This window comes from Mesorhizobium sp. C277A (assembly GCF_040324395.1).
Lineage (GTDB): Bacteria > Pseudomonadota > Alphaproteobacteria > Rhizobiales > Rhizobiaceae > Mesorhizobium.
Genome location: NZ_JAMYVW010000002.1, coordinates 4,633,768 through 4,655,359 on the forward strand (window position 1 = coordinate 4,633,768; position 21,592 = coordinate 4,655,359).

Annotated in this window: 25 protein-coding genes, 1 other RNA gene and 2 pseudogenes; 13 read left to right on the top strand and 15 right to left on the bottom strand. The window is 62.2% G+C overall.

Annotated features, from left to right (window positions below):
• Window positions 1–195: 195 nt before the first annotated feature.
• Complete coding sequence (gene rpmE, locus NKK52_RS22840; RefSeq protein WP_023668748.1) at window positions 196–417, top strand: 50S ribosomal protein L31; 222 nt, start codon at window positions 196–198, stop codon at window positions 415–417.
• Between the two features lie 186 nt (window positions 418–603).
• Here the strand turns inward: rpmE and NKK52_RS22845 are convergent, their stop codons facing one another.
• A complete protein-coding gene (locus NKK52_RS22845) occupies window positions 604–1,245 on the bottom strand; it encodes a TetR/AcrR family transcriptional regulator (protein WP_023684159.1) in 642 nt (213 codons plus the stop codon).
• Between the two features lie 118 nt (window positions 1,246–1,363).
• On the opposite strand from NKK52_RS22845, the pseudogene NKK52_RS22850 reads away from it, so the two are divergent.
• Window positions 1,364–2,190 (top strand): annotated as a pseudogene (locus NKK52_RS22850) (Rossmann-fold NAD(P)-binding domain-containing protein).
• 1 nt (window position 2,191) lies between these two features.
• Window positions 2,192–2,668, top strand: coding sequence for an anthrone oxygenase family protein (locus tag NKK52_RS22855; protein ID WP_023684158.1), 477 nt, complete (start codon window positions 2,192–2,194; stop codon window positions 2,666–2,668).
• A 33-nt stretch (window positions 2,669–2,701) separates the two neighbouring features.
• Here the strand turns inward: NKK52_RS22855 and NKK52_RS22860 are convergent, their stop codons facing one another.
• The 4 genes from NKK52_RS22860 to NKK52_RS22875 all read right to left on the bottom strand — a co-directional run bounded on the left by NKK52_RS22860 (window position 2,702) and on the right by NKK52_RS22875 (window position 5,143).
• A complete protein-coding gene (locus NKK52_RS22860) occupies window positions 2,702–3,013 on the bottom strand; it encodes an Rdx family protein (protein ID WP_023684157.1) in 312 nt (103 codons plus the stop codon).
• Window positions 3,010–3,795, bottom strand: a complete 786-nt coding sequence (locus tag NKK52_RS22865; RefSeq protein ID WP_084633991.1) for an RDD family protein — start codon at window positions 3,793–3,795, stop codon at window positions 3,010–3,012. Before NKK52_RS22865 ends, NKK52_RS22860 begins: the two co-directional genes overlap by 4 nt.
• Window positions 3,796–3,888: 93 nt before the next feature.
• Window positions 3,889–4,638: a YebC/PmpR family DNA-binding transcriptional regulator gene (locus NKK52_RS22870; RefSeq protein ID WP_023668740.1), complete on the bottom strand. Its 750-nt coding sequence runs from the start codon at window positions 4,636–4,638 to the stop codon at window positions 3,889–3,891.
• A gap of 181 nt (window positions 4,639–4,819) precedes the next feature.
• Entirely contained in the window at window positions 4,820–5,143 is a 324-nt protein-coding gene (locus NKK52_RS22875; protein ID WP_023684155.1) for an ArsR/SmtB family transcription factor, read from the bottom strand.
• Window positions 5,144–5,194: 51 nt separating this feature from the next.
• Between NKK52_RS22875 and NKK52_RS22880 the strand changes: the two genes are divergently transcribed.
• From NKK52_RS22880 to NKK52_RS22890, 3 genes are read left to right on the top strand one after another with little or no spacing between them, the layout of a single operon-like run.
• Window positions 5,195–5,677, top strand: coding sequence for an SRPBCC domain-containing protein (locus tag NKK52_RS22880; RefSeq protein ID WP_023684154.1), 483 nt, complete (start codon window positions 5,195–5,197; stop codon window positions 5,675–5,677).
• Window positions 5,678–5,697: 20 nt separating this feature from the next.
• Complete coding sequence (locus NKK52_RS22885; protein WP_023684153.1) at window positions 5,698–6,060, top strand: VOC family protein; 363 nt, start codon at window positions 5,698–5,700, stop codon at window positions 6,058–6,060.
• Between the two features lie 27 nt (window positions 6,061–6,087).
• A complete protein-coding gene (locus tag NKK52_RS22890; protein ID WP_023684152.1) occupies window positions 6,088–6,570 on the top strand; it encodes an SRPBCC family protein in 483 nt (160 codons plus the stop codon).
• Window positions 6,571–6,592: 22 nt separating this feature from the next.
• On the opposite strand, the gene NKK52_RS22895 is transcribed toward NKK52_RS22890, so the two are convergent.
• The 5 genes from NKK52_RS22895 to ssrS form a co-directional block, all read right to left on the bottom strand.
• Window positions 6,593–7,354, bottom strand: a complete 762-nt coding sequence (locus tag NKK52_RS22895) for a TerC family protein (RefSeq protein WP_352629894.1) — start codon at window positions 7,352–7,354, stop codon at window positions 6,593–6,595.
• Window positions 7,355–7,424: 70 nt separating this feature from the next.
• The gene (locus tag NKK52_RS22900; protein ID WP_023684150.1) at window positions 7,425–8,249 is read right to left on the bottom strand and encodes a TIGR00282 family metallophosphoesterase; all 825 of its coding nucleotides are present in this window, start codon (window positions 8,247–8,249) and stop codon (window positions 7,425–7,427) included.
• Window positions 8,250–8,305: 56 nt separating this feature from the next.
• Window positions 8,306–8,833: a DUF3592 domain-containing protein gene (locus NKK52_RS22905; RefSeq protein ID WP_198025839.1), complete on the bottom strand. Its 528-nt coding sequence runs from the start codon at window positions 8,831–8,833 to the stop codon at window positions 8,306–8,308.
• Between the two features lie 82 nt (window positions 8,834–8,915).
• A complete protein-coding gene (locus NKK52_RS22910; protein ID WP_023684148.1) occupies window positions 8,916–9,500 on the bottom strand; it encodes a 5-formyltetrahydrofolate cyclo-ligase in 585 nt (194 codons plus the stop codon).
• Between the two features lie 92 nt (window positions 9,501–9,592).
• A non-coding RNA gene (gene ssrS, locus NKK52_RS22915) (6S RNA) lies at window positions 9,593–9,748 on the bottom strand.
• A 149-nt stretch (window positions 9,749–9,897) separates the two neighbouring features.
• Here ssrS and NKK52_RS22920 point away from each other — a divergent pair.
• Entirely contained in the window at window positions 9,898–10,737 is an 840-nt protein-coding gene (locus NKK52_RS22920; protein WP_023684147.1) for an AAA family ATPase, read from the top strand.
• Window positions 10,738–10,778: 41 nt separating this feature from the next.
• On the opposite strand, the gene NKK52_RS22925 is transcribed toward NKK52_RS22920, so the two are convergent.
• Window positions 10,779–12,317 carry an MFS transporter gene (locus tag NKK52_RS22925; protein ID WP_023684146.1) on the bottom strand — a complete coding sequence of 513 codons (1,539 nt, stop codon included), beginning with the start codon at window positions 12,315–12,317 and terminating at the stop codon, window positions 10,779–10,781.
• Window positions 12,318–12,458: 141 nt separating this feature from the next.
• Here NKK52_RS22925 and NKK52_RS22930 point away from each other — a divergent pair, with 141 nt between their 5' ends.
• The 6 genes and pseudogenes from NKK52_RS22930 to msrB all read left to right on the top strand — a co-directional run bounded on the left by NKK52_RS22930 (window position 12,459) and on the right by msrB (window position 16,641).
• Window positions 12,459–13,322: a LysR family transcriptional regulator gene (locus NKK52_RS22930; protein ID WP_023684145.1), complete on the top strand. Its 864-nt coding sequence runs from the start codon at window positions 12,459–12,461 to the stop codon at window positions 13,320–13,322.
• A 58-nt stretch (window positions 13,323–13,380) separates the two neighbouring features.
• On the top strand, window positions 13,381–13,827 hold the full coding sequence (locus tag NKK52_RS22935) for a GNAT family N-acetyltransferase (protein ID WP_023684144.1): 447 nt from the start codon (window positions 13,381–13,383) through the stop codon (window positions 13,825–13,827).
• Window positions 13,828–13,862: 35 nt separating this feature from the next.
• Complete coding sequence (locus tag NKK52_RS22940) at window positions 13,863–14,123, top strand: type II toxin-antitoxin system HicB family antitoxin (RefSeq protein ID WP_023684143.1); 261 nt, start codon at window positions 13,863–13,865, stop codon at window positions 14,121–14,123.
• Between the two features lie 9 nt (window positions 14,124–14,132).
• Window positions 14,133–15,322, top strand: a pseudogene (locus tag NKK52_RS22945) (vWA domain-containing protein).
• A gap of 16 nt (window positions 15,323–15,338) precedes the next feature.
• Window positions 15,339–16,136, top strand: coding sequence for an MBL fold metallo-hydrolase (locus NKK52_RS22950; RefSeq protein WP_023684142.1), 798 nt, complete (start codon window positions 15,339–15,341; stop codon window positions 16,134–16,136).
• A 100-nt stretch (window positions 16,137–16,236) separates the two neighbouring features.
• A complete protein-coding gene (gene msrB / locus NKK52_RS22955; RefSeq protein WP_013529102.1) occupies window positions 16,237–16,641 on the top strand; it encodes a peptide-methionine (R)-S-oxide reductase MsrB in 405 nt (134 codons plus the stop codon).
• 62 nt (window positions 16,642–16,703) lie between these two features.
• Here the strand turns inward: msrB and NKK52_RS22960 are convergent, their stop codons facing one another.
• The 4 genes from NKK52_RS22960 to pyc form a co-directional block, all read right to left on the bottom strand.
• A complete protein-coding gene (locus NKK52_RS22960) occupies window positions 16,704–17,015 on the bottom strand; it encodes a hypothetical protein (RefSeq protein ID WP_031196451.1) in 312 nt (103 codons plus the stop codon).
• A gap of 7 nt (window positions 17,016–17,022) precedes the next feature.
• Window positions 17,023–17,463 carry a hypothetical protein gene (locus NKK52_RS22965; RefSeq protein WP_023684140.1) on the bottom strand — a complete coding sequence of 147 codons (441 nt, stop codon included), beginning with the start codon at window positions 17,461–17,463 and terminating at the stop codon, window positions 17,023–17,025.
• Window positions 17,464–17,556: 93 nt separating this feature from the next.
• Window positions 17,557–17,817 (bottom strand): DUF2312 domain-containing protein, encoded by a 261-nt coding sequence (locus NKK52_RS22970; RefSeq protein WP_023668722.1) that lies wholly within the window; start codon window positions 17,815–17,817, stop codon window positions 17,557–17,559.
• 149 nt (window positions 17,818–17,966) lie between these two features.
• Window positions 17,967–21,425 carry a pyruvate carboxylase gene (gene pyc, locus NKK52_RS22975; protein WP_023684139.1) on the bottom strand — a complete coding sequence of 1,153 codons (3,459 nt, stop codon included), beginning with the start codon at window positions 21,423–21,425 and terminating at the stop codon, window positions 17,967–17,969.
• Window positions 21,426–21,592 lie beyond the last annotated feature (167 nt).

Genomic DNA, 21,592 nt, shown 5'->3' on the forward strand with positions numbered 1-21,592 from the left:
TCTGGCCGCTTCCAGGTGGGCGCGTTCAATATGCGCCTGCCGTGGCCTTGTGATTCAATTCCGGCTGATGTATAGGCTCGCCGACCGTTTTAGAAGCCGTGGCTTTTCAATAGCTGCGGCTTCGAGTTTTAAAAAGGGGCGCATCGACGCAGGCCGCGGGCCAGTCTGTAGCGCCACAAGCCAGGAAGCACGACAATGAAGGCCGATATCCATCCCGACTACCACACCATCAAGGTCGTCATGACCGATGGCACCGAATACTCGACCCGTTCGACCTGGGGCAAGGAAGGCGATACGATGAACCTCGATATCGACCCGACCACGCACCCGGCCTGGACCGGCGGCCAGCAGACCCTGCTCGACCGCGGCGGCCGCCTGTCGAAGTTCAAGAAGCGCTTCGAAGGCTTCGGCCTCTAAAGTTTACCTGTATCGCTGAATAAAGAACCCGCCTTTGTGGCGGGTTTTTTGTTGCCGTCAAAGTCAGTCGCTTCAAGCTAACGCGCCGATACCTCCCGCTTGTGGGGAGGTCGGCCCAAGGGTCGGGTGCGGTCCGACGCCTCCACCCTGCTGCTTCGAAGCGACCCTTCCCAGAGTGGTGCGAGCCTACCCGTCCACCAATTCCCGCAGCGCCATGCGCTTGTAGGCGGCGACCAGCCTGTCGCCCTCCTGCCGATCGACCGAGATCGCCAGCCGCACGGCAGCCTCGCCCATCTGCCAGACCAGAAACGCTGTGGTCTCCAGCGCCACAGGATCGGCGCCGGGATGCAGCCGCTTCAGCACCATGGTCAGGAATTCGGCATTTGCCCGGCTGTCGGCGAGTTCGAGCTGGCGCAGCGCCTTGTCGGCCTGCGTGCCCGACCAGATGTCGCGCATCACCGGCTCGGCCAGGAACAGCTGATAGTAGATATCCACCAGCTCCGAAAACGCCTGCCGCAGGCCCTCGGCGTCGACGACATCCTTGAGCGCCGAGGAGATGCAGGCCTGGCTTTCGGCGGTGTAGCGTTCGGCCAGCGCCCAGACGATCGCCCGCTTGTCGGGAAAGAACTGGTAGAGCGAGCCGATCGACACCGCGGCCCGTTCCGCCACCTCGCCCATGCGCATGGCGTCGCTGCCTTGCTCGGCAATCAGCGCCGAGGCTGCGGCCAGCATGCGCTCGACCCGCTCGCGGCTGCGCTGCTGGGTGGGCGCCCGTCGCGGCGATGCGACCTGCTCCTGGGCAGATGCGGGCGTTGCTGTGTCTTCCATGACGGCCTCCGGTCTCGACAAAATCTGCCAACAGACGGCTTGACTCCCAAAATACGAGGGTTTATCACGTTTTGCAAATGTGAGGATTACTCATATTTATAAACAGAGGAAAACCACAATGACCGACACCAAACCAGTCCTGATCCTCGGTGGCACTGGCAAGGCCGGCCGTCGCCTCGCCGAGCGGCTGACCTCACCGGTCATTCCCGTGCGCATCGGCTCGCGTTCCGGCAGCCCCCGCTTCGACTGGGAGGTTCCGGCGACCTGGGAGCCTGCCATGCAGGGCGTGGGCGCCGTCTACATCAGTTACTATCCCGACATCGCCGTGCCGGGCGCCGCCGAGACCGTCGGCGCCTTCGCCAGGCTTGCGGTGGCAAATGGCGTCACCCGCATGGTGCTGCTCTCCGGCCGCGGCGAGACCGAAGCCCAGCGCGCCGAAGAGATGGTCAAAGCCTCGGGCGCTGACTGGACGATCCTGCGTTGCGCTTGGTTTTCGCAGAATTTCAGCGAAGGTTTTCTCGTCGAGTCCTTGCGGCAAGGCGAAGTGGCTTTGCCTGTCGGCCCTGTTGGCGAGCCCTTCGTCGATGTCGACGACATCGCCGATGCTGCCTTCGTTGCGCTGACCGAACCGGGTCATGTCGGCCAGCTCTATGAGTTGACCGGGCCCGGCTGCTAAGCTTCGCCGACGCGGTTGCCGAGATCGCCAAGGCGACCGGCCGCGACATCCGCTATATCAAGATCTCGCATGACGAATTCACCGCCGCGACGGCGGCATACGAACTGCCGCCCGAAATCGCCTGGCTGCTCAACGAGCTGTTCACCGAAGTGCTTGACGGCCGCAACGAGACGCTGACCGACGGCGTCCAGCGTGTGCTCGGCCGCGCGCCGAAAGACTTTTCCGCCTACGCAAATGAAACCGCTGCAACCGGCATCTGGAGCAACTGAGATGATCAAGCTTCTTCCCACCCTCACCATCATCGCCGCCATCGGCTCGGGCGTCGTCGGCGGCGTGTTCTTCGCCTTTTCCAACTTTATCATGTCGGCGCTTGCCCGGCTGCCGGTCCCCCAAGGCATCGCAGCGATGAATTCGATCAACATCACGGTGATCACGCCCACCTTCATGACGGCGCTGTTCGGCACCGGCGTGCTCTGTCTGGTGCTTATCGCCGCCGCTCTCATGGGGTGGAGCCAGTCCGGCTTATACTGGCTGCTTGCCGGTGCCGTGATCTATTTGATCGGCAACCCGATCGTGACCATGGTCTTCAATGTGCCGCTCAACGATGCGCTCGCCGCCGTCGACCCGGCCAGCGCCCATGGCGCAGCCGTGTGGGCGAACCATCTGAACCAATGGGTGATGTGGAACCACGTCCGCACCATCACCGCCATCGTGTCGATGGCCTGTTTCATCTTCGCATTGCTATGAAAAATGGCACTTCGCAAACGCAAGGACCTCGCCTCAAGAGGGGTCGTTTTGCGTGTGACCCTTGCGGTCGGAATGGCCTAGATCCCGGTCCGGATCGATGACGTCGCGCACCAGCTGCTTGAGCTTGGCGGCATCGGGAAAGCCGCCGTCGCGCTTGCGGTCCCAGATCAGCACATCGTTGCAGGAAACGGTGAAGATGCCGGCTGTGCCCGGCACCAGCGTCACTTCACCGAGATCCGTGCCGAAGGTGGAGAGCAGCTCCTGCGCCATCCAGCCGGCCCGCAGCAGCCACTGGCACTGCGTGCAATAGGTGATGACGATCCGAGGTTTATCAGGGAGGCTCATTCATGTGTCTCGCGGGTGCGAACGGTTGTGCCGGCAACCCGATCATGGATCGGCTCATTGCCCAACGCCATCGTTATTCCGATCCAGACCGGCCAGACCAAAGACAAGCCGATCGCGACCAAGGCGGGCACGAATTCCAACCAGGCATTGCTCGGCGCAGGTCGCGGAAAGCTCCCCCAGGTCTGAAAGGCAAACCATGCCCCTGTCAGTACGACGGGGAAAGTGCCGAGAAACTTGATCACCTGTCGACGAAACGCCTTTCGCAAGGGCAAGCCTCTTCTCTGCCATTCATTCTCGTCATAAACGACGAGCACCAAAGCCCGCTTACCGACTGATCGGCCCGAGGCCATCTCCATAAGAAGAAGATAGATCGCCAGAGCGGGTACTTGGAGGAAACTCAGATCCAACGCCGTAGGTCGAAAATCCCCCTTCGAATTAAGATCGATTGAAACCGTCTCGGGCTTCGCAGACTGGGTTTCCTTCGCGGTGCCAACTGCCCAATCGGCTACTGGAAAGCCGAAGAGAGACGACTTGCACACCTGCCAATCGTACCGTCCAAGCGACGGACCGCCGTGCACCTTGGCCGAGCTGCATATTCTTAGGAAGAGCCAGAAGTGACCTTTCACCCCACCGTCGGTCAGCGCGAACAAGCCAGCCACCAGAAAATAGAGAGGTATCAGCACGACAAGGTAGTCGATAAACGAAGCAAGGAACCGACGCCAGAAGCCACCGCGGCGAGGCCAAGCCATCGCAGCGGCAAGTGGAATCCCTTCGCCGGTCATCTCCCCTCCCGTCGATCACTGACTGATCTATACGTTGGGTGGGGAGTCCTTGGCTACGGCGTTCGCCTACACTTCCGTGTGACGGTCAGAAACTCATGCCGCGCTTAGCTTGGCCATGGTCTCGTCGTCGACCTCGAAATTGGCGTAGACGCTCTGCACGTCGTCATCGTCCTCGAGCGTTGCGACCAGTTTCATCAGCGATTGCGCCCGCTCTTCGTCGACCGGGACATTGTTCTGCGGCTGCCAGATCGGCTTCACCGATTCGGCCTCGCCAAGCGAGGCTTCCAGCGCCTTAGACACTTCGCCCATACTCTCGAACGCACAGTAGATGGTGTGGCCTTCCTCGTCGGACTCGACGTCATCGGCGCCGGCCTCGATCGCCGCGTCCATCACCTTGTCGGCGCTGCCGGCGGAGGCCGGATAGTAAATCTCGCCGGCGCGGTTCCACATGAACGACACCGAGCCGGTTTCACCAAGCGCACCGCCGGCTTTGGTGAAGGCGGCGCGCACATTCGAGGCCGAGCGGTTGCGGTTGTCGGTCAGCGCCTCGACGATCAGCGCCACGCCGCCTGGCCCATAGCCTTCATAGCGCACCGCTTCGTAATTCTCGGCATCGCCCATCGATGCCTTGTTGATGGCGCGCTGGATGTTGTCCTTCGGCATCGACACCGCCTTGGCGTTCTGAATGGCCAGGCGCAAACGCGGGTTCATCGACGGATCCGGTGTTCCGCTCTTGGCGGCGACGGTGATTTCGCGCGCCAGCTTGGAAAACATTTTCGACCGCACCGCATCCTGGCGGCCCTTGCGGTGCATGATGTTCTTGAACTGTGAATGGCCAGCCATGGCACCCCTGTCGTCTTAGGCTAAGAGCATCCCGAAACGAGGTGGTCTCACCTCGTCCTCCCGGGTACTCGAATTCAAATTTTCAGAGCCGTCCAAGGTGCAACGCGATGGATGCACGGCGTTCTCTGTCGGAATGGCCGGCTTATAGATAAATCGGCTCAATTCGTCCAGCCGCGCCGGTTCAGCCCTCCAGATCGGACTTCAGCCGGTCGATAATGCTGAGCGCATGGCCGGCATACTGGCTGATCCAGCGGTCGTGGATGTGCTTGATCGGCAGCGCGTTGAGATGGTTCCAGCGCTCTCGCCCTTGGCGCTTTGCCACCACCAGTTCGGCTTCTTCCAGCACCTTGAGATGCAGCATGACGGTGCAGCGATCGATGTCGGGAAACGCCTCGCACAACATGCCGGTCGTCTGCGGCGCATCCTTCAGCTGATCCAGCAATTCGCGACGGCGCGGATGCGCCAACGCCTTGAAAACGTGATCGTCTGCGGTTTGGCTTGACATGTTATGTTTTTATAACATATCGTCGAGCCAATCAAGAAAGGAGCTGTGGATATGTCTCTTGGATTCAGAGTTTCCGGGCGCATCGGCAAACCGGTCGCAGAAGTCTTCGACGCCGTCGTCAATCCGGAGAAGCTCAGCGGCTATTTCACCACCATCGGCGGCGCCAGCGCCCCGCTGGAAGCCGGCATCGGTGTCGTCTGGTGGGGAAAAGTGCCGGTCGAGGTCGATGAAGTGGTCAAGGACAGCCGCATCGTGTTGCGCTGGGATGCCACAGATGCCGACGACAGGCCGGCCTACAAGACACGCATCGAGATGAACTTCGAGCCGCTGGACGATGGCGGCACCCTTGTGACCATTGCTGAATCCGGCTGGCCGGAAGGCGTGGTCGGCCTGCAGAAATCCTACCTCAATTGCGAGGGCTGGTCGCAGATGCTGGCTTGCATGAAGGCCTATGTCGAATACGGCATCAACCTGCGCGACGGCTACTACCGCGGCGAGATGAGGGGCGAGCCGGCCAACGAGACAAACAGATGAACCGCGCAACGGAGCCCGCAATGACCGCGAAGATCACCGGTGGCATCAACATCGCCATGAAAGTGCCCCCGCATCAATACGAGGCGACGATCGCCTTCTATCGTGATGTCGTCGGCTTGAAGCCATTCACCGCCAAGACGCCGGCCATCGGCTTCGAGCTTGGCCCAAACCGTCTGTGGATCGACGAGGCGCCGATGCTGAGCCAGGCCGAAGTCTGGCTTGAGCTTTTCACCGACGATTCTGCAGCCATTGCGGATCATCTCGCCAAGGCCGGCGTCGTCCGTTGCGACGCGGTCGAGCCCCTGGGCGAAGGCTTTCGCGGCTTCTGGATCGCCAACCCGGCCAGCATCGTTCACATGGTGCGCGAGCCTGACGCCTGGTGAGCGCAAACCGGACAAGAAGGAGCATCGATGGAAATTCACAAAACGCCGACTGCCGAAGCCGGCATGCTGATTAAGCGGCCGGTCGACGAGGTCTTCGAGGCGATCGTCAACCCGGCCATCACCACGAAATTCTGGTTTACCCACAGCAGCGGCCGGCTGGATAGCGGCAAAGAGGTTCGCTGGGAGTGGCGCATGTACGGCGCCTCGGCGATGGTCAATGTCAGCGAGATCGTCGAGAACAAGAAGATCGTCATGCAATGGAGCGATCCGCCGACCACTGTGGTCTGGACATTCACGGAGATGCCCGGCGCCGAAACGCCTGACGGTGCGACCTTTCTTGAGGTCAGCAATTTCGGCTTCGCCGGCACCGCCGACGAGCAGGTCAAGCAGGCGGTCGGCTCGACCGACGGCTTCGCACTGGTTCTTGCCGGCGCAAAGGCATGGCTGGAACAGGGCCTGTCGCTTGGCCTGATCGGCGACCGCTACCCAAACGGCATGCCGGGGCGCTAGGGCCGCCCCTGCGGCGCCAGCCTCAATGCCCGCCGCCGGATTTCTTGCGCCGCCGCGCCAGCATGTTCAGGCCCTCGACCAGGGCGGAAAAACCCATGGCGGCGTAGATGTAGCCCTTCGGCACATGATAGCCCATGCCGTCGGCGATCAGCGTCATGCCGATCATCAGCAGGAAGCCCAGCGCCAGCATGACGATGCTTGGGTTCTTGGCGATGAAATTGGCCAGCGGCCCGGCCGCCAGCATCATCACGCTCACCGCCACGATCACGGCGATGTACATGATGGCAATCTCGTCGGTCATGCCGACGGCGGTGATGATCGAATCGATCGAAAAGACGAGATCGAGCAGCAGGATCTGGAAGATGGCGCCGGCAAGCGAGATCTGCAGCGTCTCGCCCATCATCGTATCCTTGTGGTCGTCGGGATCGACGGTGTGGTGGATTTCCTTGGTCGCCTTCCAGACCAGGAACAGGCCGCCGGCAATCAGGATCAGGTCGCGCCAGGAGAAGCCATGGCCGAAAGCGGTGAACACCGGTGTGGTCAGTTGGACGATGATCGAAATGGTGGCGAGCAGCACCAGCCGCATGATCAGCGCCGCCGAGATGCCGAGACGCCGGGCGCGGGCGCGCTGCGCTTTAGGCAATTTGTTGGTCAGGATCGAGATGAAGATCAGATTATCGATGCCGAGCACGACCTCGAGGACGATCAGCGTCAGCAACGCGACCCACGCGGTTGGATCGGAAACAAATTGAAAATGCGGCGCCAGGAAGTCAACGAGCTGCATGGAGGTCGTCCCCTCTACGATCTAGAGCAGTTTCGTCGCCAGTTAGGTACTATATTCCACCATATCAATGTCACGACCAGAAGGATGGCGCGGTTTCTTCAAGCCGAGGCCCGCGGCGAAACGGCGCGATCTTTTCGGCCAGGCCCGTCCGGTCGGAAATGTCGACGCCGACGCCGCACAATGTCGCCGGTCCGGTCGCCGCCTCGAAGCGGCCTTTCGGCACTTTCGACAGGAAGCGGTTGAGCGGCTCTTCCTTGTCCATGCCGAGCGAGGAATCATAGTCGCCGCACATGCCGGCATCGGACATGTAGCCGGTGCCGCCGTTGAGGATCTGGTGGTCGGCCGTCGGCTGGTGCGTATGGGTGCCGATGACGAGGCTGGCGCGGCCGTCGACGAAATGCGCGAAGCACATTTTCTCCGAGGTCGCCTCGGCGTGGAAATCGATGACCACGGCGTCGGCCTGCTCGCCCAGCGGACAGGCGGCAAGCTCGCGCTCGCCGGCCTGGAACGGATCGTCGAGCTCGGGATGCATGAACACCCGGCCCATAATGTTGGCGACCAGCACGCGCGCGCCGTTTTTGGCAATGTAGACGCCGGAGCCGCGCCCCGGCGTGCCCTTGGGGAAATTGGACGGGCGCAGGAAACGCTCCTCGCGCGGCGCGAAGGCGAGCGCATCACGTTGGTCCCAGACATGGTTGCCGGTGGTGACGACATCGGCGCCGGCCGCGATGGTGTCGCGAAAAATGTCTTCGGTGATGCCGAAACCGCCGGCGGCGTTCTCGCCATTGACGATGACGAAGTCGAGTTTGAAATCGGAGATCAGGCCGGGCAGTTGTTCCCACACCGCCGTACGTCCCGATTTACCCACCATGTCGCCGAGGAAGAGAAGTCTCATGCCCACTTCTATCCAGAGGCACGGACGCTAGGCAAGCGCTACCCAGGCGATTGGCGCTAACGCCGGCCGAAAGTACCACGCTGCCGTTGAGACGGCTTTGCGCTCGCGCCCGCGACGCGAACTGCCGAAGGCATCATCGGTGACGCCGGCGGTGCGGTGCGTCCGCGCAGCCAGAAGAACCACACGTAAAAAACAGTGAACCCACCAGTAGCGGCCAGGAGCAACAGCCCGCCGCGCCAGCCCTTCATCGCCGCGGTATCGAGGATCGATGGATTGGCAGGGTTGTAATACAACTTCACCGCGTCGCCTTTGGACGCCGTGTAGAGGCCGATGTCCTTTCCCTTGCCGGACCACGTCATCGGTGCATCGTTCGCGACATAGGTGACAGCGACGTTGATGCCTTTCGTGGTGAGGCCATTACCCTGGGCTTCGCTGTAGGAACTGACATCCGTCACTGTGGCAACCGTCTGATGCCAGGCGAACTGGTGGTGCAGGGCCGTTCCGGAAATGTGCAATGCCATCGCGAACAGCGTCACCGCTATGAGGACGAACGGCATCAGCAGGAAGCGTGCGAAGACAAACATGATGGCCGCCATCGGCTCGGACTGTGTTGCCGGAATACTATCCGGCACGTCTTGGAAACGCGTTAAGCGGGATCGCGGTCTTTTAAGCGATATCGAAGCGGCGCAAACCGCTCTCGGTCAGTATTTCCGGGATGATGACGTCGTGCGCCTCATCCGGCACCAGACCCACCTCCTGGCAATTGAAAGCAATGCCGATCAGTCGTGGCGGCTGGCCCTTGTCGATCAGCCTGGCGATGGCGCGGTCGTAATAGCCGGCGCCATACCCGATGCGATGACCGCGGCTGTCGAAGGCCGCGAGCGGCACCAGCATCACCGCGGGATCGAGAACCTCGGCCTCCGCATGCGGACCGACCGTGCCAAAACCCATCTCGACCATCGGCGCGCCGCGCACCAGTTCGCGAAAGACGATGGTGGTCTTGTCGAGGATGGCCGGCAGGCAAAGCCTGGCCCCCTTCTCGCGCAAGGCGAACATCAGTGGCCTGATGTCGACTTCCGATCGCATCGGCCAGAAAGCTGAAACGATCTGACCCGGCTCGATGGCGAGGTGGTCGCGCGCCGTCTCGGCCATCTCAAGCGCGATCTCCACCCGCCACAGCGGATCGAGCGCATCGCGGCGGCCGAGTGCCTCGAGGCGCAGCTGCTTTTTCAGGGCTTTGGGAGATGTCATCCGCGGACGATAGAAAAGGTCGGATCTGGGTGACGTTTCATGAGCGACGTTTTCTACCACATCATCCGCCAAACTGGGCGGATACAGGTAAGTGACGATCCACACAACCGGTGGAGAGAGCGATCCCGGGAACCTACAAAGTAGGTGGGCGCCGTATGAGAAAACCCACGGGTCTTCCCAGGGACAGCTCCCTAAGGATCGTTAAGGCCCCGGGGAAAATGTTCTCCTGCCGGGAAGCGCAGACCGCCAAGCCCAATATAGGCGGCTGGTCGGTCAAGCGCTAGTGACATGAGCCGATGTTTCCATTTCGATCTCACACGCTTTGGTCGCAGCCGGCTCGCCCTTGCACAGGTCAAGCAGCGTCCTTACGCTCGCGCTGACCAACCGAGGAGCAAGTATGCGTTTCGAAGGCACGGCGGCCTATGTCGCCGACAAGGATCTGATGGTGGCGGTGAACGCCGCGATCGCGCTGGAGCGGCCATTGCTGGTCAAGGGCGAGCCGGGCACCGGCAAGACCGAGCTTGCCCGCCAGGTGGCATCGGCGCTCGGCCTCGACCTGATCGAATGGCACGTCAAGTCGACCACCCGTGCGCAGCAGGGACTGTATGAATATGATGCCGTCTCGCGGCTGCGCGACAGCCAGCTCGGCGATGCCAGGTTCAACGACATCAAAAACTACATCAAGCGCGGCAAGCTCTGGCACGCCTTCGCGGCCGGTAAGAAGGTCGTGCTGTTGATCGACGAGATCGACAAGGCCGACATCGAATTCCCCAACGACCTGCTGCAGGAACTCGATCGGATGGAGTTCTTCGTCTACGAAACCGGCGAAACGATCCGCGCCGCTGTGCGCCCCATCGTCATCATCACTTCCAACAATGAGAAGGAACTGCCCGACGCCTTCCTGCGCCGGTGCTTCTTCCACTACATCCGCTTTCCCGATGTCGACACGCTGCACAAAATCGTCGACGTGCACTATCCCGGCATAAAGCAGAATTTGGTGCGTGCTGCCCTGACCCAGTTCTACGAGATCCGCGATGTGCAGGGGTTGAAGAAGAAGCCGTCGACCTCCGAGGCGCTCGACTGGATCCGCCTGCTGGTCGCCGACGACATCGCACCCGAGGATCTGCGCGCCGACCCCAAGAACGCGCTGCCGAAACTGCACGGCGCGCTGCTCAAGAACGAGCAGGACGTGCATCTGTTTGAGCGCCTTGCTTTCATGGCCAGGCGGCAGGGGTGAGGATCGAGGGTTGGCTGACAGCTACGGGCGGCTTTGGCCGCTTACTCCGCGGGAGCAAACCCTCTCTCCTGCGGCGCGACGCGCTTCGGCCCGAAGATGGCGAAGCCGATGACCGACAGGGCGAGAACGCCGATCCCGCAATAGAGCATGACCCAGCCGAAACCGTTGACCAGGGCGGCATGCACGATGGCGCCGGATGGGTCGAGGGCTGCGAGCTTCGGCGTCCCCTGCGCAAGGCCCTCCAGATTGCCGGTGGCGACCCTTTCCGCCAGTGCCCGCAACTCATCCGGCTCCAAAGCCGCGCCGAGTGTGGCCCGCAGGTGGGAAACGATACCTTGCGTCAGCAGCAGGCCGAGCACCGCGATGTTGATGGCAAGCGTGATCAGGCGTGCGCTGATATCGATGCCGGACGCCATGCCGGCGCGATCCGGCGATACCGCGCCGGTCGTGGTGTTTGTGGTCGGCGAATTGGTGAGACCGATGCCGATGCCAGCAATCAGCGTGCCCGGCAGCATGGTCAGCCAGGTGGCGCCCTCGAGCCTGGAGCCGATCCACATGGCGATGAAACCGATCCCTAGCGTCAGCAGACCGAGCGGGATGGCAATTCGCGCCTGATAGCGCGCGCGAATGCGCTCGGCGATCGGCGGCATCACCATGAACGGCAGCGTGTAGACGAGCAACAGCAGGCCGGTCGTCGTGCTGTCGTAGCCGAGAACGCCGGAATAATAGATCGGCAGATAGATGATGAACGGCCAGTAGCTGAAATTCATGCCGATGGCGCCCATGATCGCGCCGGAAAACTGGCGGATGCGGAACACGGAGAAATCGAACATCGGATAGGGATTGACCCTCTCGGCGACAAGGAAAGCGATGAACGCAGCCACGGAGGCTGATATCACGCCGATGCGGGCGCTGGTCCCGAGATCCGCACCCTGCGTGATCAGATAGGAGAAGCCGAACACAGAAGCCGACAGCGTCAGCATGCCGGCCCAGTCGAGTTTCTGGGCATTGTGATCGCGCGATTGCGTGACACCGATGCCGATAAAGGCGAGCGCCAGGATCGCCAGCGGCACGTGGATGAGGAACACCCACTGCCAGTTCGACAGCGCCACGATCAGGCCGCCAATGGCGGGACCGAAACCAAGCCCGATGCCTGAGACGACGCTCCAGGCAACAAAAGCCTTGCCGCGTTCACGGCCATCCTGGAACTGATGCGACAGCACGGCGACGCTGCAGGTCAGCATCGCGCCGCCGGCGAGACCTTGCAGGAAGCGGGCGGCGATCAGCAGCGCCGCACTCGGCGCCAGGCCGCACAGCAGCGAGGCGAGGCCGAAGGCGACGGTGGTGATCACCATCACGCTCTTGCGGCCGAAACGGTCGGCCAATGTCCCTGTCGCCATCAGCACTGTGGTGCAGGCGATGGTGTAGGCATTCATGATCCACTGCAAATCCCTGAAATTGGCGGCGAGCACGCTTTCCAGTTTCGGCAGGATCACCGGCACGCTGGAGATTTCGAGCCCGAACAAGAGCGACGCCAAGCACACGCCGGTGAGCGCGAAGGTGTTTCGTTGAATTGGCATATCGATCTCTTTCCATCCGAGCATGAGGCGCTCTTCAAACCGCGATCAAGTTGAGATAGAGGAGACTTGATCATGAAAAAAGGCTATGCTCGGCTATATCAGAAATGACAAAACGGAATGATTGGCCAATGGAGTGCTGCGATGATCAGTCTTGATGTGGACGCCGTACGAACCTTTGTGATGGTGGCCGATCTGCAGAGCTTCACCCAGGCGGCCACGGCGCTGGGCAGCACCCAGGCGACAATCAGCGTCAAGCTGCGCCGTCTTGAGGAAAAGCTCGGCGCGCGATTGATCGAAAGAACGCCGCGCCGCGTCAGCCTGTCGGCACGAGGCGCCGTCTTCCTCCCCGCTGCGCGCGACTTCCTTGCCGCGCACGAGCGCGCCATGGCGGAGTTTGCGTCAGCACCGTGCCGGCTTGCGCTCGGCTTTGTCGATCATGCCGCCGGTCCGGCGCTGTCCATTCTGATTGCCCAGCTCCATGCGCACGATCCATCGCTGACGCTCAGTTTGAGGATCGACACCAGCACGGTGCTCAAGGAAGCTTTCGATCACGGCGAGCTCGACGCGGTTATCGTGCACCGCGAAGGCGACAGCCGTCCTGGCCGGACCTTGTCGCGCAACCACTATGGCTGGTTCGCCGCACCTTCCTTCGAGTGGCAGCGCGGAACGCCGTTGCGCCTCGCGCTCTTAAGCACCGTGTGCAACTGTCCGGATCGTGTGCGGGCGGTCGAGGCGCTGGACAAAGCAGGCATCGCCTGGGAGGAGGCCTTCGTCGGCGGCGGCGGCGCGGCCGTCAACATTGCGATATCGGCGGGCTTTGCCGTTTCGGCGCTGGCTCACTGCGTCGCTCCGCCCGGCCTGATCGAGGTTGGCCGCAAGCTCGGCCTGCCGTCGCTTGACCCCTCCGAAGTGGTCCTGCATTCGCACAATCTGGCGCCGCGGGCGCGTGACGCGCTGCAAATGCTGGCGACCGCATTTCGCGAGTACAATTCGCCGGTGGATTAGGCGATGGTGTTTCCGATCTGATTCCGCCGGAATCCGATAAGGCTTTGGAGGAACCGAAATGACCGAGATCACCGTCCGCCCGCTGGCGCTGGCCGACCATGCCGACTGGCGGCGGCTGTGGACTGCCTACCTCACCTTCTACGAGACCAAGCTGCCGGACGAGGTCTACGACATCACCTGGAAACGACTGTTCACGGAAGGTGAATTCGAACCGAAGGGGTTTATCGCCACGCTCGACGGCAAGGCGGTCGGCCTGACCCATTATCTCTATCACCGCTCCGGCTGGTCGGAGAAAAACAACTGCTACCTGCAGGACCTGTTCGCCGACCCTGATGTGCGCGGCAAGGGCATCGGTGCGGCCCTCATTGAAGCGGTCAAGCAGGAAGCCGACAAGATCGGCGTCAAGAACGTCTATTGGATGACCCACGAAACCAACGCCACAGCGCGCAAGCTCTACGACCATGTCGCGCGACGGACGGGCTTCATCGAGTATGATCTGCTATGATGCGAGCGCGATCGAAATAACGCGGAAGGAGCCGAATGATCCGCTATGTCGGAATCCTGGATGGCAGTGACGGCGTTTGGGGAGTGCGGATGCCCGGTCTCGCCGGCTGCCACGGGGCCGGCGCAAACCCGGCGGAAGCGATAGCCGACGCCGCCTCGGCTATGCGCGAATGGGCGGAAGCCCGCATCGCGAAGCACTTGCCCATGCCCAACCCACGTACTGTGGCAAATCTTCTGCAATCCGGCGAAATCGACAGTGCCCGTGGCGACTCCGCCGTGACCGTTCGGCATAGATAACGGCCAACCATGTTCCTCCCCTTCTTTCTCGAACTGAAGGCCGCGCGGGTTCCCGTTTCGCTCAGGGAATATCTGTCGCTGCTGGAAGGGCTGGAGGCCGGGCTGGTCGACTATGACGTCGAGGGTTTTTACTACCTCGCCCGCGCCGCGCTTGTGAAGGACGAACGCCATATCGACCGCTTCGACCAGGTGTTTGCGCATGTCTTCAAGGGGATCGAGGCGCTCACCGGCCCCGATGCCGTCGGTGTCGCCAACATCCCTGAGGAATGGCTGCGCCGGCTCGCCGAAAAGCACCTGACCGAGGAAGAGAAGAAACTGATCGAGGCGCTCGGCGGTTTCGACAAGCTGATGGAGACACTGAAGCAGCGGCTGGAGGAACAGAAAGGCCGCCACCAGGGCGGCTCGAAATGGATCGGCACCGGCGGCACTTCGCCTTTCGGCGCCTATGGCTACAATCCCGAAGGCGTGCGCATCGGCCAGCATGAAAGCCGCAATCGCCGTGCGGTGAAAGTCTGGGACAAGCGCGAGTTCAAAAATTTCGACGACGCCGTCGAGCTCGGCACCCGCAACATCAAGGTGGCGCTGAAGCGCCTGCGTCGCTGGGTGCGCGAGGGTGCGGAGGAAGAGTTCGACCTGCCCGGCACCATCCATGCCACCGCCGAGCACGGCTATCTCGATGTGCAGACGCGCCCCGAACGGCGCAACGCCGTGAAGCTCTTGATGTTCTTCGATGTCGGCGGCTCGATGGACGACCACATCAAGAGCGTCGAGGAGCTGTTTCGGCCGCCCGCGCCGAATTCCGCCAGCTCGAATATTTTTACTTCCACAACTGCCTTTACGAGGGCGTCTGGAAGGACAACCGGCGCAGGCATGCCGAGACCATCCCGACCTTCGATCTGCTTCACAAATACGGCCCCGACTACAAGGTGATCGTCGTCGGCGATGCCTCGATGAGCCCTTACGAGATCGCGCATCCCGGCGGTTCGGTCGAGCATTGGAACCCGGAAGCCGGCAGTGTCTGGCTTGACCGCCTCATCCAGCAATGGCCGAATGCGGTCTGGCTGAACCCCGAAAACCAGAAAAACTGGGGCTTCACCCATTCGATCGCGATGATCCGCGATCTCTTCGGCGGCCGCATGTTCCCACTGACGCTGGCCGGGTTGGAAACCGCGACGAAGCAGCTCTCACGCAAGCGTTGATATGAGAGGAAAACCGATGACCTGCTTTCTTTGCCCGCAATGCGGCGTCCAGTTCGCGGCAACGCAGACCCCTCCAGAAAATTGCCCGATCTGCGAGGACGAGCGGCAATATGTGCGCTGGGAAGGCCAGGCCTGGATCACTGGGGAAGAACTCTCTGCCGGGCATAGGCTTGTGATGAAGGACGATGCCGGCGTTCTCGCTTTCGGCATCGAGCCGCGCTTTGCTATCGGCCAGCGGGCGCTGCTGGCGCAGACGCCGCACGGCAATGTGCTGTGGGATTGCATCTCGATGGTGAGCGACGAGGCGGTAGCCGAAATCAACCGTCGCGGCGGCCTGGCCGCGATCGCCATTTCGCACTGCCACTATTATTCGGTGATGGTCGAGTGGAGCGAGGCGTTTGGCGGCGTGCCGATCTATCTCCATGCCGACGACCGCCAGTGGATTATGCGGCCGCACAACGCCATCGTCAGCTGGGCGGGCGAGACGCTGGCCATAAACCCGTCGCTGACACTCGTGCGTTGCGGTGGCCATTTTGCCGGCGGCCAGGTGCTGCATTGGAAACGCGATGACGGTAACGCCCTGCTGTCCGGCGACATATTGCAGGTGACGCCGACGCGTCGCCATGTCAGCTTCATGTACAGCTATCCGAACTACATTCCGCTCAATGCGCCGGCCGTGCGACGCATCGCGGCGGCACTTGAGCCTTTCGAATTCGACGACATCTACGGCGCGTGGTGGCAGCAGAACATCATCGGCGGCGCAAGAACGGCATTTCATGCGTCGATCGCCCGCTATCTTCAGGCGATTGGGTAGGAGCTCGGCTGAAAATGCGAGCAAAACACGTAACAAACGCCTATCTCTAAGCGAATATAGCTTGCAACCAACAACAAGCCGCCAAGGCTGAGGAGATCAAATGGACACCCACACCTACCCTGTCACCCGCACCGACGCCGAATGGCGCGCCCGCCTGACGCCCGAGCAATATGCGGTCATGCGCGGCCATGGCACCGAACGGCCCGGAAGCTGCGCGCTGCTCTACGAAAAGCGCGCCGGCACCTTTTCCTGCGTCGGCTGCGACCAGCCGCTGTTCGAATCCAAGCTCAAGTTCGAGAGCGGCACCGGCTGGCCGAGCTTCAATGATCCGGTGCCCGGTTCGGTCGAAAACACCGTCGACCGCAGCTACGGCATGGTCCGCACCGAATGCCACTGCGCCCGCTGCGGCAGCCATCTCGGCCATGTCTTCGAGGACGGCCCGCCGCCGACCGGCCTGCGCTATTGCATCAACGGCGTGGCGCTGAAATTCGAGCCGGCGGCTTAAGCCGCGGCTTGACCACCATCTTCAAAGGGCGGCTTCGGCCGCCCTTTTTCGTGTCAATCTTCTCAGACAACCACCACCAGGATCAGCCAAAGCGTAGCCCCGAGCGTCATCAACGAAGCCTTGGCGCCACTGGATTTTTCCGTGGTTCGCCAGACGGCAAAGGTCAGAAAGATGTTGTAGGGCACGGGCGCGAAATGCACCGCCAGGACGACGGCGAGCGGCAGCTTCAAGCCGAGCAGAATGAGCGCGGCCACCGACGAGGTGATGTTGATCGCCGTGCCGACAAGGACTAGATCGCGCCAGAACAACCGCTCGACCGGAACCGCGCCTTGCCAGCGCGAGCCGAAGAAGGATCCGATGCTTTGCACCAACACCTGATAGCTATCCCTCTCTCAGCACGTCGGTGACGGCGCGCTCGAAGCGCGAGCATTCCGTCACCAGCCAGTCGGCCATGGCCGGCCAGTTGTCCTCGGCATAGCAGTTCACCCGCCACATCGAATTGATGCCGAGGCCCTCGCAGCTCTGCTCCGGCCTGAGCTTCAGCCTGTCTTCGATTGCCGGTTGGAACCGCTTCAGCCGCGACCAGACCCCGGTCGCGCCGAACTTCTCGTTACGGCCGAAAAAGACGCCAACTTGGCTTTGCGCCGGCGCGACATACATGGACAGGACCAGAGCGAAGTCAGGCAGCCCGCGCTGCCAGAACCAGGGTCCGCGCCGCGCCATGGAAGCGCGTTCCTCCGGATGCCGTTCGGCGAACAGCGCCCAGAAGCTGCGTTGGCGGAATTCAGAGGCGCGGCGGGCGCCGAAGTCGAATTCGCTCATGGTTCGATGCCCGTTCCAGCATCATTCCTTGGCCCGAGACTGTTTCGAAATTCGCTCCGGCGATATCAGCCGGAGTGGAATTTCCAGACAGCCTTACACCATGCCGAGCGCGGCCTTGTAGAGATCGAGGATGGTTTCCTCTTCCTGGCGCTCGGCCTGGTCCTTCTTGCGCAGCCGGATGATCGACCGCATCGCCTTGGTGTCGAAGCCGGTGCCCTTGGCCTCGGCGAACACTTCCTTGATGTCGTCGGCGATGGTCTTCTTTTCTTCCTCGAGCCGCTCGATGCGCTCGATGAAGGCGCGCAACTGGCCGGCGGCAACAGTCTGGCTGGTATCTGTGATGTCGTCGGCCATGTTTTTTCTCCGCTACTTTTTAAGCACCGCGATTCTGGCGCGGTAAATTGGGAGCGGGTTCGATGCCCGAGCAGGCGCGGCGGGTCAAGCCATTATCGATGCTCCATCAACGGCTGCTGCCAGCCGTCCCAGTGTGATGGATCCGCGCGTCAGCCAAACGCGATCAACAGATCCTTCGCATCGATCTGATCGCCGGCCTTGACCAGCACTTCGGCCACTGTGCCGTCGCGCTCGGCATGCAGGGCCGTCTCCATCTTCATGGCTTCGATCGACAACAGCACGTCGCCGGCCTTGACCGCTTGGCCGGCGGCAACCGAAAGGGCGGAGACCACGCCCGGCATCGGCGCGCCGACATGCGCCTCGTTGCCGGGCTCGGCCTTGCGCCGAGCCTTGGCCGCCGAGGCGCCATGCGCCCTGTCCGGCACCCGGACACGGCGCGGCTGGCCGTTGAGCTCGAAGAACACGGTGACCATGCCCTTCTCATCGACGTCGCCGATCGCAAGGCAGCGCACTACAAGCGTCTTGCCTTTTTCGATGTCCAGGAAGATCTCATCCTCGGACTTCATGCCGTAGAAATAGGTCGGCGTCGGCAGCACACTGACCGGCCCGTAGGTTTCCTGCGCGGCGGCGAAGTCGGTGAACACCTTCGGATACATCAGCCAGGAGGCGAATTCGTACTCCGAGAGCTTGCGCTCCAGCTTCTGCTCGATCTCCTTGCGGCTGGCCTTGAGGTCGGCTGGCTTGAGCAGCGAGCCCGAGCGCTCGGTGATCGGCTTGCTTTCCTTCAGTGCCTTCTTCTGCAGCTTCGCAGGCCAGCCGCCGGGCGACTGGCCGAGATCGCCGCGCAGCATCGAGACGACCGAGTCCGGGAAGGCGATGTCCTTGGCTGGGTTTTCGACGTCGGCAACGGTCAGATCCTGGCTCACCATCATCAGCGCCATGTCGCCGACCACCTTGGACGACGGCGTCACCTTGACGATGTCACCGAACATCAAATTGACGTCGTGATAGGCTTGTGCCACCTCGTGCCAACGCGTTTCCAGCCCCAGCGAACGCGCCTGTTCCTTGAGGTTGGTGAACTGGCCGCCCGGCATTTCGTGCAGATAGACTTCCGAGGCTGGCCCCTTGAGGTCGCTTTCGAAGGCGGCATACTGGTTGCGCACCGCTTCCCAGTAGAAGGAGATTTTGCGGATCCATTGCGGATCGAGGCCGGGATCGCGCTCGGTTCCCTTCAGCGCCTCGACGATCGAGCCCAGGCAAGGCTGCGAGGTGTTGCCGGAGAAGGAATCCATCGCCGCGTCGATGGCGTCGACGCCGCTTTCCACGCCGGCCAGCACCGTCGCCGCCGACAGGCCTGACGTGTCGTGGGTGTGGAAATGGATCGGCAGGTCGGTCGCCTCGCGCAGCGCCTTGAACAGCACGCGGGCGGCAGCCGGCTTCAAAAGCCCGGCCATGTCCTTGACGGCGATGATATGGGCGCCGGCGGCCTGCAATTCCTTCGCCAGCCCGACATAGTATTTAAGGTCGTATTTGGCGCGCGCCGGATCGAGGATGTCGCCGGTGTAGCAGATCGCCGCTTCGACCAGCTTGCCCTCGGCGCCCACCGCGTCCATGGCGACGCGCATATTCTCGACCCAGTTCAGGCAGTCGAAGACGCGGAACAGGTCGACCCCACCGGCCGCTGCCTGGCTGACGAAATGTTGCACGACATTGTCGGGATAGTTGGTGTAGCCGACGCCATTGGCGCCGCGCAGAAGCATCTGCAGCAAAAGGTTGGGGGCCGCTTCGCGCACTTTGCTCAACCGCTCCCACGGATCCTCGGTGAGGAAGCGCATGGCGACGTCGAAAGTGGCGCCGCCCCAGCATTCCAGCGACAGCAGCCGCGGCAGCGCCCGCGCATATGTGCCGGCGATGCCGGCAATGTCATGCGTGCGCATACGGGTGGCGAGCAGCGACTGGTGGCCGTCGCGCATCGTCGTGTCGGTGACAAGCACCTCTTTTTGCTCACGCATCCAGGCAGCGAATTTCTCCGGCCCCAACGCGTCGAGCTTCTGCTTGCTGCCATCAGGCACATTGCCGTTGAGATAGGGCACGACAGGCGCTGCCGCATCGGCCTTGGGCATCGGACGGCCGCGGGTTTCGGGATGGCCGTTGACGCTGACGTCGGCCAGATAGTTGAGCAGCTTGGTGGCGCGGTCCTGCCGCTTCACCTGCGCGAACAGCTCCGGCGTCGTGTCGATGAACCTGGTCGTATAGGAATTGTCGGCGAAGCGCGGGTGGTTGATGATTGCCTCGAGGAAGGTGAGGTTGGTCGCCACGCCGCGGATGCGGAACTCGCGCAAGGCCCGGTTCATGCGGGCGATCGCCTCGGCCGGTGTCGGCGCCCAGGCAGTCACCTTCTCCAGCAGCGGATCGTAGAAGCGGGTGATGACCGCGCCCGAATAGGCGGTGCCGCCGTCGAGGCGGATGCCGAAACCGGCGGCTTCGCGATAAGCGGTGATGCGGCCGTAGTCCGGAATGAAACTATGCTCCGGATCCTCGGTCGTGATGCGGCACTGCAGCGCATGACCGTTCAGCCTGATGTCGGCCTGCGCCGGCACGCCCGACTCTTTCGTGCCGATGGCAAAGCCGTCCAGTATGTGGATCTGCGCCTTGACGATGTCGATGCCGGTCACCTGCTCGGTCACGGTGTGCTCGACCTGGATGCGCGGATTGACCTCGATGAAGTAGAATTTGCCGGTGTCGGCGTCCTGCAGGAATTCCACCGTACCGGCGCCGATATAGCTGGTCTCGCGCGCGATCTTGAGCGCATAGCCGCAAAGCTCCTGGCGCAATGCCTCGCTGAGATAGGGCGCCGGCGCCCGTTCGACGACCTTCTGGTTGCGGCGCTGGATCGAGCAGTCGCGCTCGAACAGATGCACCGCGTTGCCATGCGTGTCGCCGAGCACCTGGACCTCGACATGGCGGGCGCGCTCTATCAGCTTTTCGAGATAGACCTCGTCCTTGCCGAAGGCGGCCTTGGCCTCGCGCTTGCCCTCCATCACCTCGCGGGCGAGGTCGGCTTCCGCGCGGATGGCGCGCATGCCGCGCCCGCCCCCGCCCCATGATGCCTTGAGCATCACCGGATAGCCGACTGTCTTGGCGAGCTGCTTGACTGCTTCCATGTCGTCCGGCAGCGGTTCGGTTGCCGGCACCACCGGCACGCCGACCTCGATGGCCAGATTGCGTGCGGCGACCTTGTTGCCGAGCCGGCGCATCGTGTCGGGCTTCGGTCCTATGAAGGTGATGCCGGCCTCGGCGCAGGCATCTGCGAATTCAGGGCTTTCCGACAGAAGGCCATAGCCCGGATGGATGGCGTCGGCGCCGGACAGCTTGGCGACGCGGATCACTTCCTCGATCGACAGATAGCTTTCGATCGGCCCCATGTCCCTGGCCAGATGCGGCCCGCGCCCGACTTGGTAGCTTTCATCGGCCTTGAACCGATGAAGTGAATATTTGTCCTCCTCGGCCCAGATCGCCACGGTTTTGAGGCCGAGCTCGTTTGCCGCGCGAAAGACGCGGATGGCAATTTCGGACCTGTTGGCGACGAGGATCTTCGTGATGGCCAAGGAAGGAGGCTCCGGACAGGGAGGGATGGGGCAGAGGCATGATTAACGCGAAAATGCTGCAGTGCAACCAAAATCGGGGAGAGCTTAAACCGATTTAAATGGGATTCTAGCACCACCGCTCGAAAAGATGCGTGCGATTGGCGTCGCGAGGTGACGCTAATTGTCGT

Coding starts and splice junctions, on each gene's coding strand:
- rpmE (WP_023668748.1), top strand. CDS start 196: ATGAAGGCCGATATCCATCCCGACTACCACACCATCAAGGTCGTCATG.
- NKK52_RS22845 (WP_023684159.1), bottom strand. CDS start 1,245: ATGGAAGACACAGCAACGCCCGCATCTGCCCAGGAGCAGGTCGCATCG.
- NKK52_RS22855 (WP_023684158.1), top strand. CDS start 2,192: ATGATCAAGCTTCTTCCCACCCTCACCATCATCGCCGCCATCGGCTCG.
- NKK52_RS22860 (WP_023684157.1), bottom strand. CDS start 3,013: ATGAGCCTCCCTGATAAACCTCGGATCGTCATCACCTATTGCACGCAG.
- NKK52_RS22865 (WP_084633991.1), bottom strand. CDS start 3,795: ATGACCGGCGAAGGGATTCCACTTGCCGCTGCGATGGCTTGGCCTCGC.
- NKK52_RS22870 (WP_023668740.1), bottom strand. CDS start 4,638: ATGGCTGGCCATTCACAGTTCAAGAACATCATGCACCGCAAGGGCCGC.
- NKK52_RS22875 (WP_023684155.1), bottom strand. CDS start 5,143: ATGTCAAGCCAAACCGCAGACGATCACGTTTTCAAGGCGTTGGCGCAT.
- NKK52_RS22880 (WP_023684154.1), top strand. CDS start 5,195: ATGTCTCTTGGATTCAGAGTTTCCGGGCGCATCGGCAAACCGGTCGCA.
- NKK52_RS22885 (WP_023684153.1), top strand. CDS start 5,698: ATGACCGCGAAGATCACCGGTGGCATCAACATCGCCATGAAAGTGCCC.
- NKK52_RS22890 (WP_023684152.1), top strand. CDS start 6,088: ATGGAAATTCACAAAACGCCGACTGCCGAAGCCGGCATGCTGATTAAG.
- NKK52_RS22895 (WP_352629894.1), bottom strand. CDS start 7,354: ATGCAGCTCGTTGACTTCCTGGCGCCGCATTTTCAATTTGTTTCCGAT.
- NKK52_RS22900 (WP_023684150.1), bottom strand. CDS start 8,249: ATGAGACTTCTCTTCCTCGGCGACATGGTGGGTAAATCGGGACGTACG.
- NKK52_RS22905 (WP_198025839.1), bottom strand. CDS start 8,833: ATGTTTGTCTTCGCACGCTTCCTGCTGATGCCGTTCGTCCTCATAGCG.
- NKK52_RS22910 (WP_023684148.1), bottom strand. CDS start 9,500: ATGACATCTCCCAAAGCCCTGAAAAAGCAGCTGCGCCTCGAGGCACTC.
- NKK52_RS22920 (WP_023684147.1), top strand. CDS start 9,898: ATGCGTTTCGAAGGCACGGCGGCCTATGTCGCCGACAAGGATCTGATG.
- NKK52_RS22925 (WP_023684146.1), bottom strand. CDS start 12,317: ATGCCAATTCAACGAAACACCTTCGCGCTCACCGGCGTGTGCTTGGCG.
- NKK52_RS22930 (WP_023684145.1), top strand. CDS start 12,459: ATGATCAGTCTTGATGTGGACGCCGTACGAACCTTTGTGATGGTGGCC.
- NKK52_RS22935 (WP_023684144.1), top strand. CDS start 13,381: ATGACCGAGATCACCGTCCGCCCGCTGGCGCTGGCCGACCATGCCGAC.
- NKK52_RS22940 (WP_023684143.1), top strand. CDS start 13,863: ATGATCCGCTATGTCGGAATCCTGGATGGCAGTGACGGCGTTTGGGGA.
- NKK52_RS22950 (WP_023684142.1), top strand. CDS start 15,339: ATGACCTGCTTTCTTTGCCCGCAATGCGGCGTCCAGTTCGCGGCAACG.
- msrB (WP_013529102.1), top strand. CDS start 16,237: ATGGACACCCACACCTACCCTGTCACCCGCACCGACGCCGAATGGCGC.
- NKK52_RS22965 (WP_023684140.1), bottom strand. CDS start 17,463: ATGAGCGAATTCGACTTCGGCGCCCGCCGCGCCTCTGAATTCCGCCAA.
- NKK52_RS22970 (WP_023668722.1), bottom strand. CDS start 17,817: ATGGCCGACGACATCACAGATACCAGCCAGACTGTTGCCGCCGGCCAG.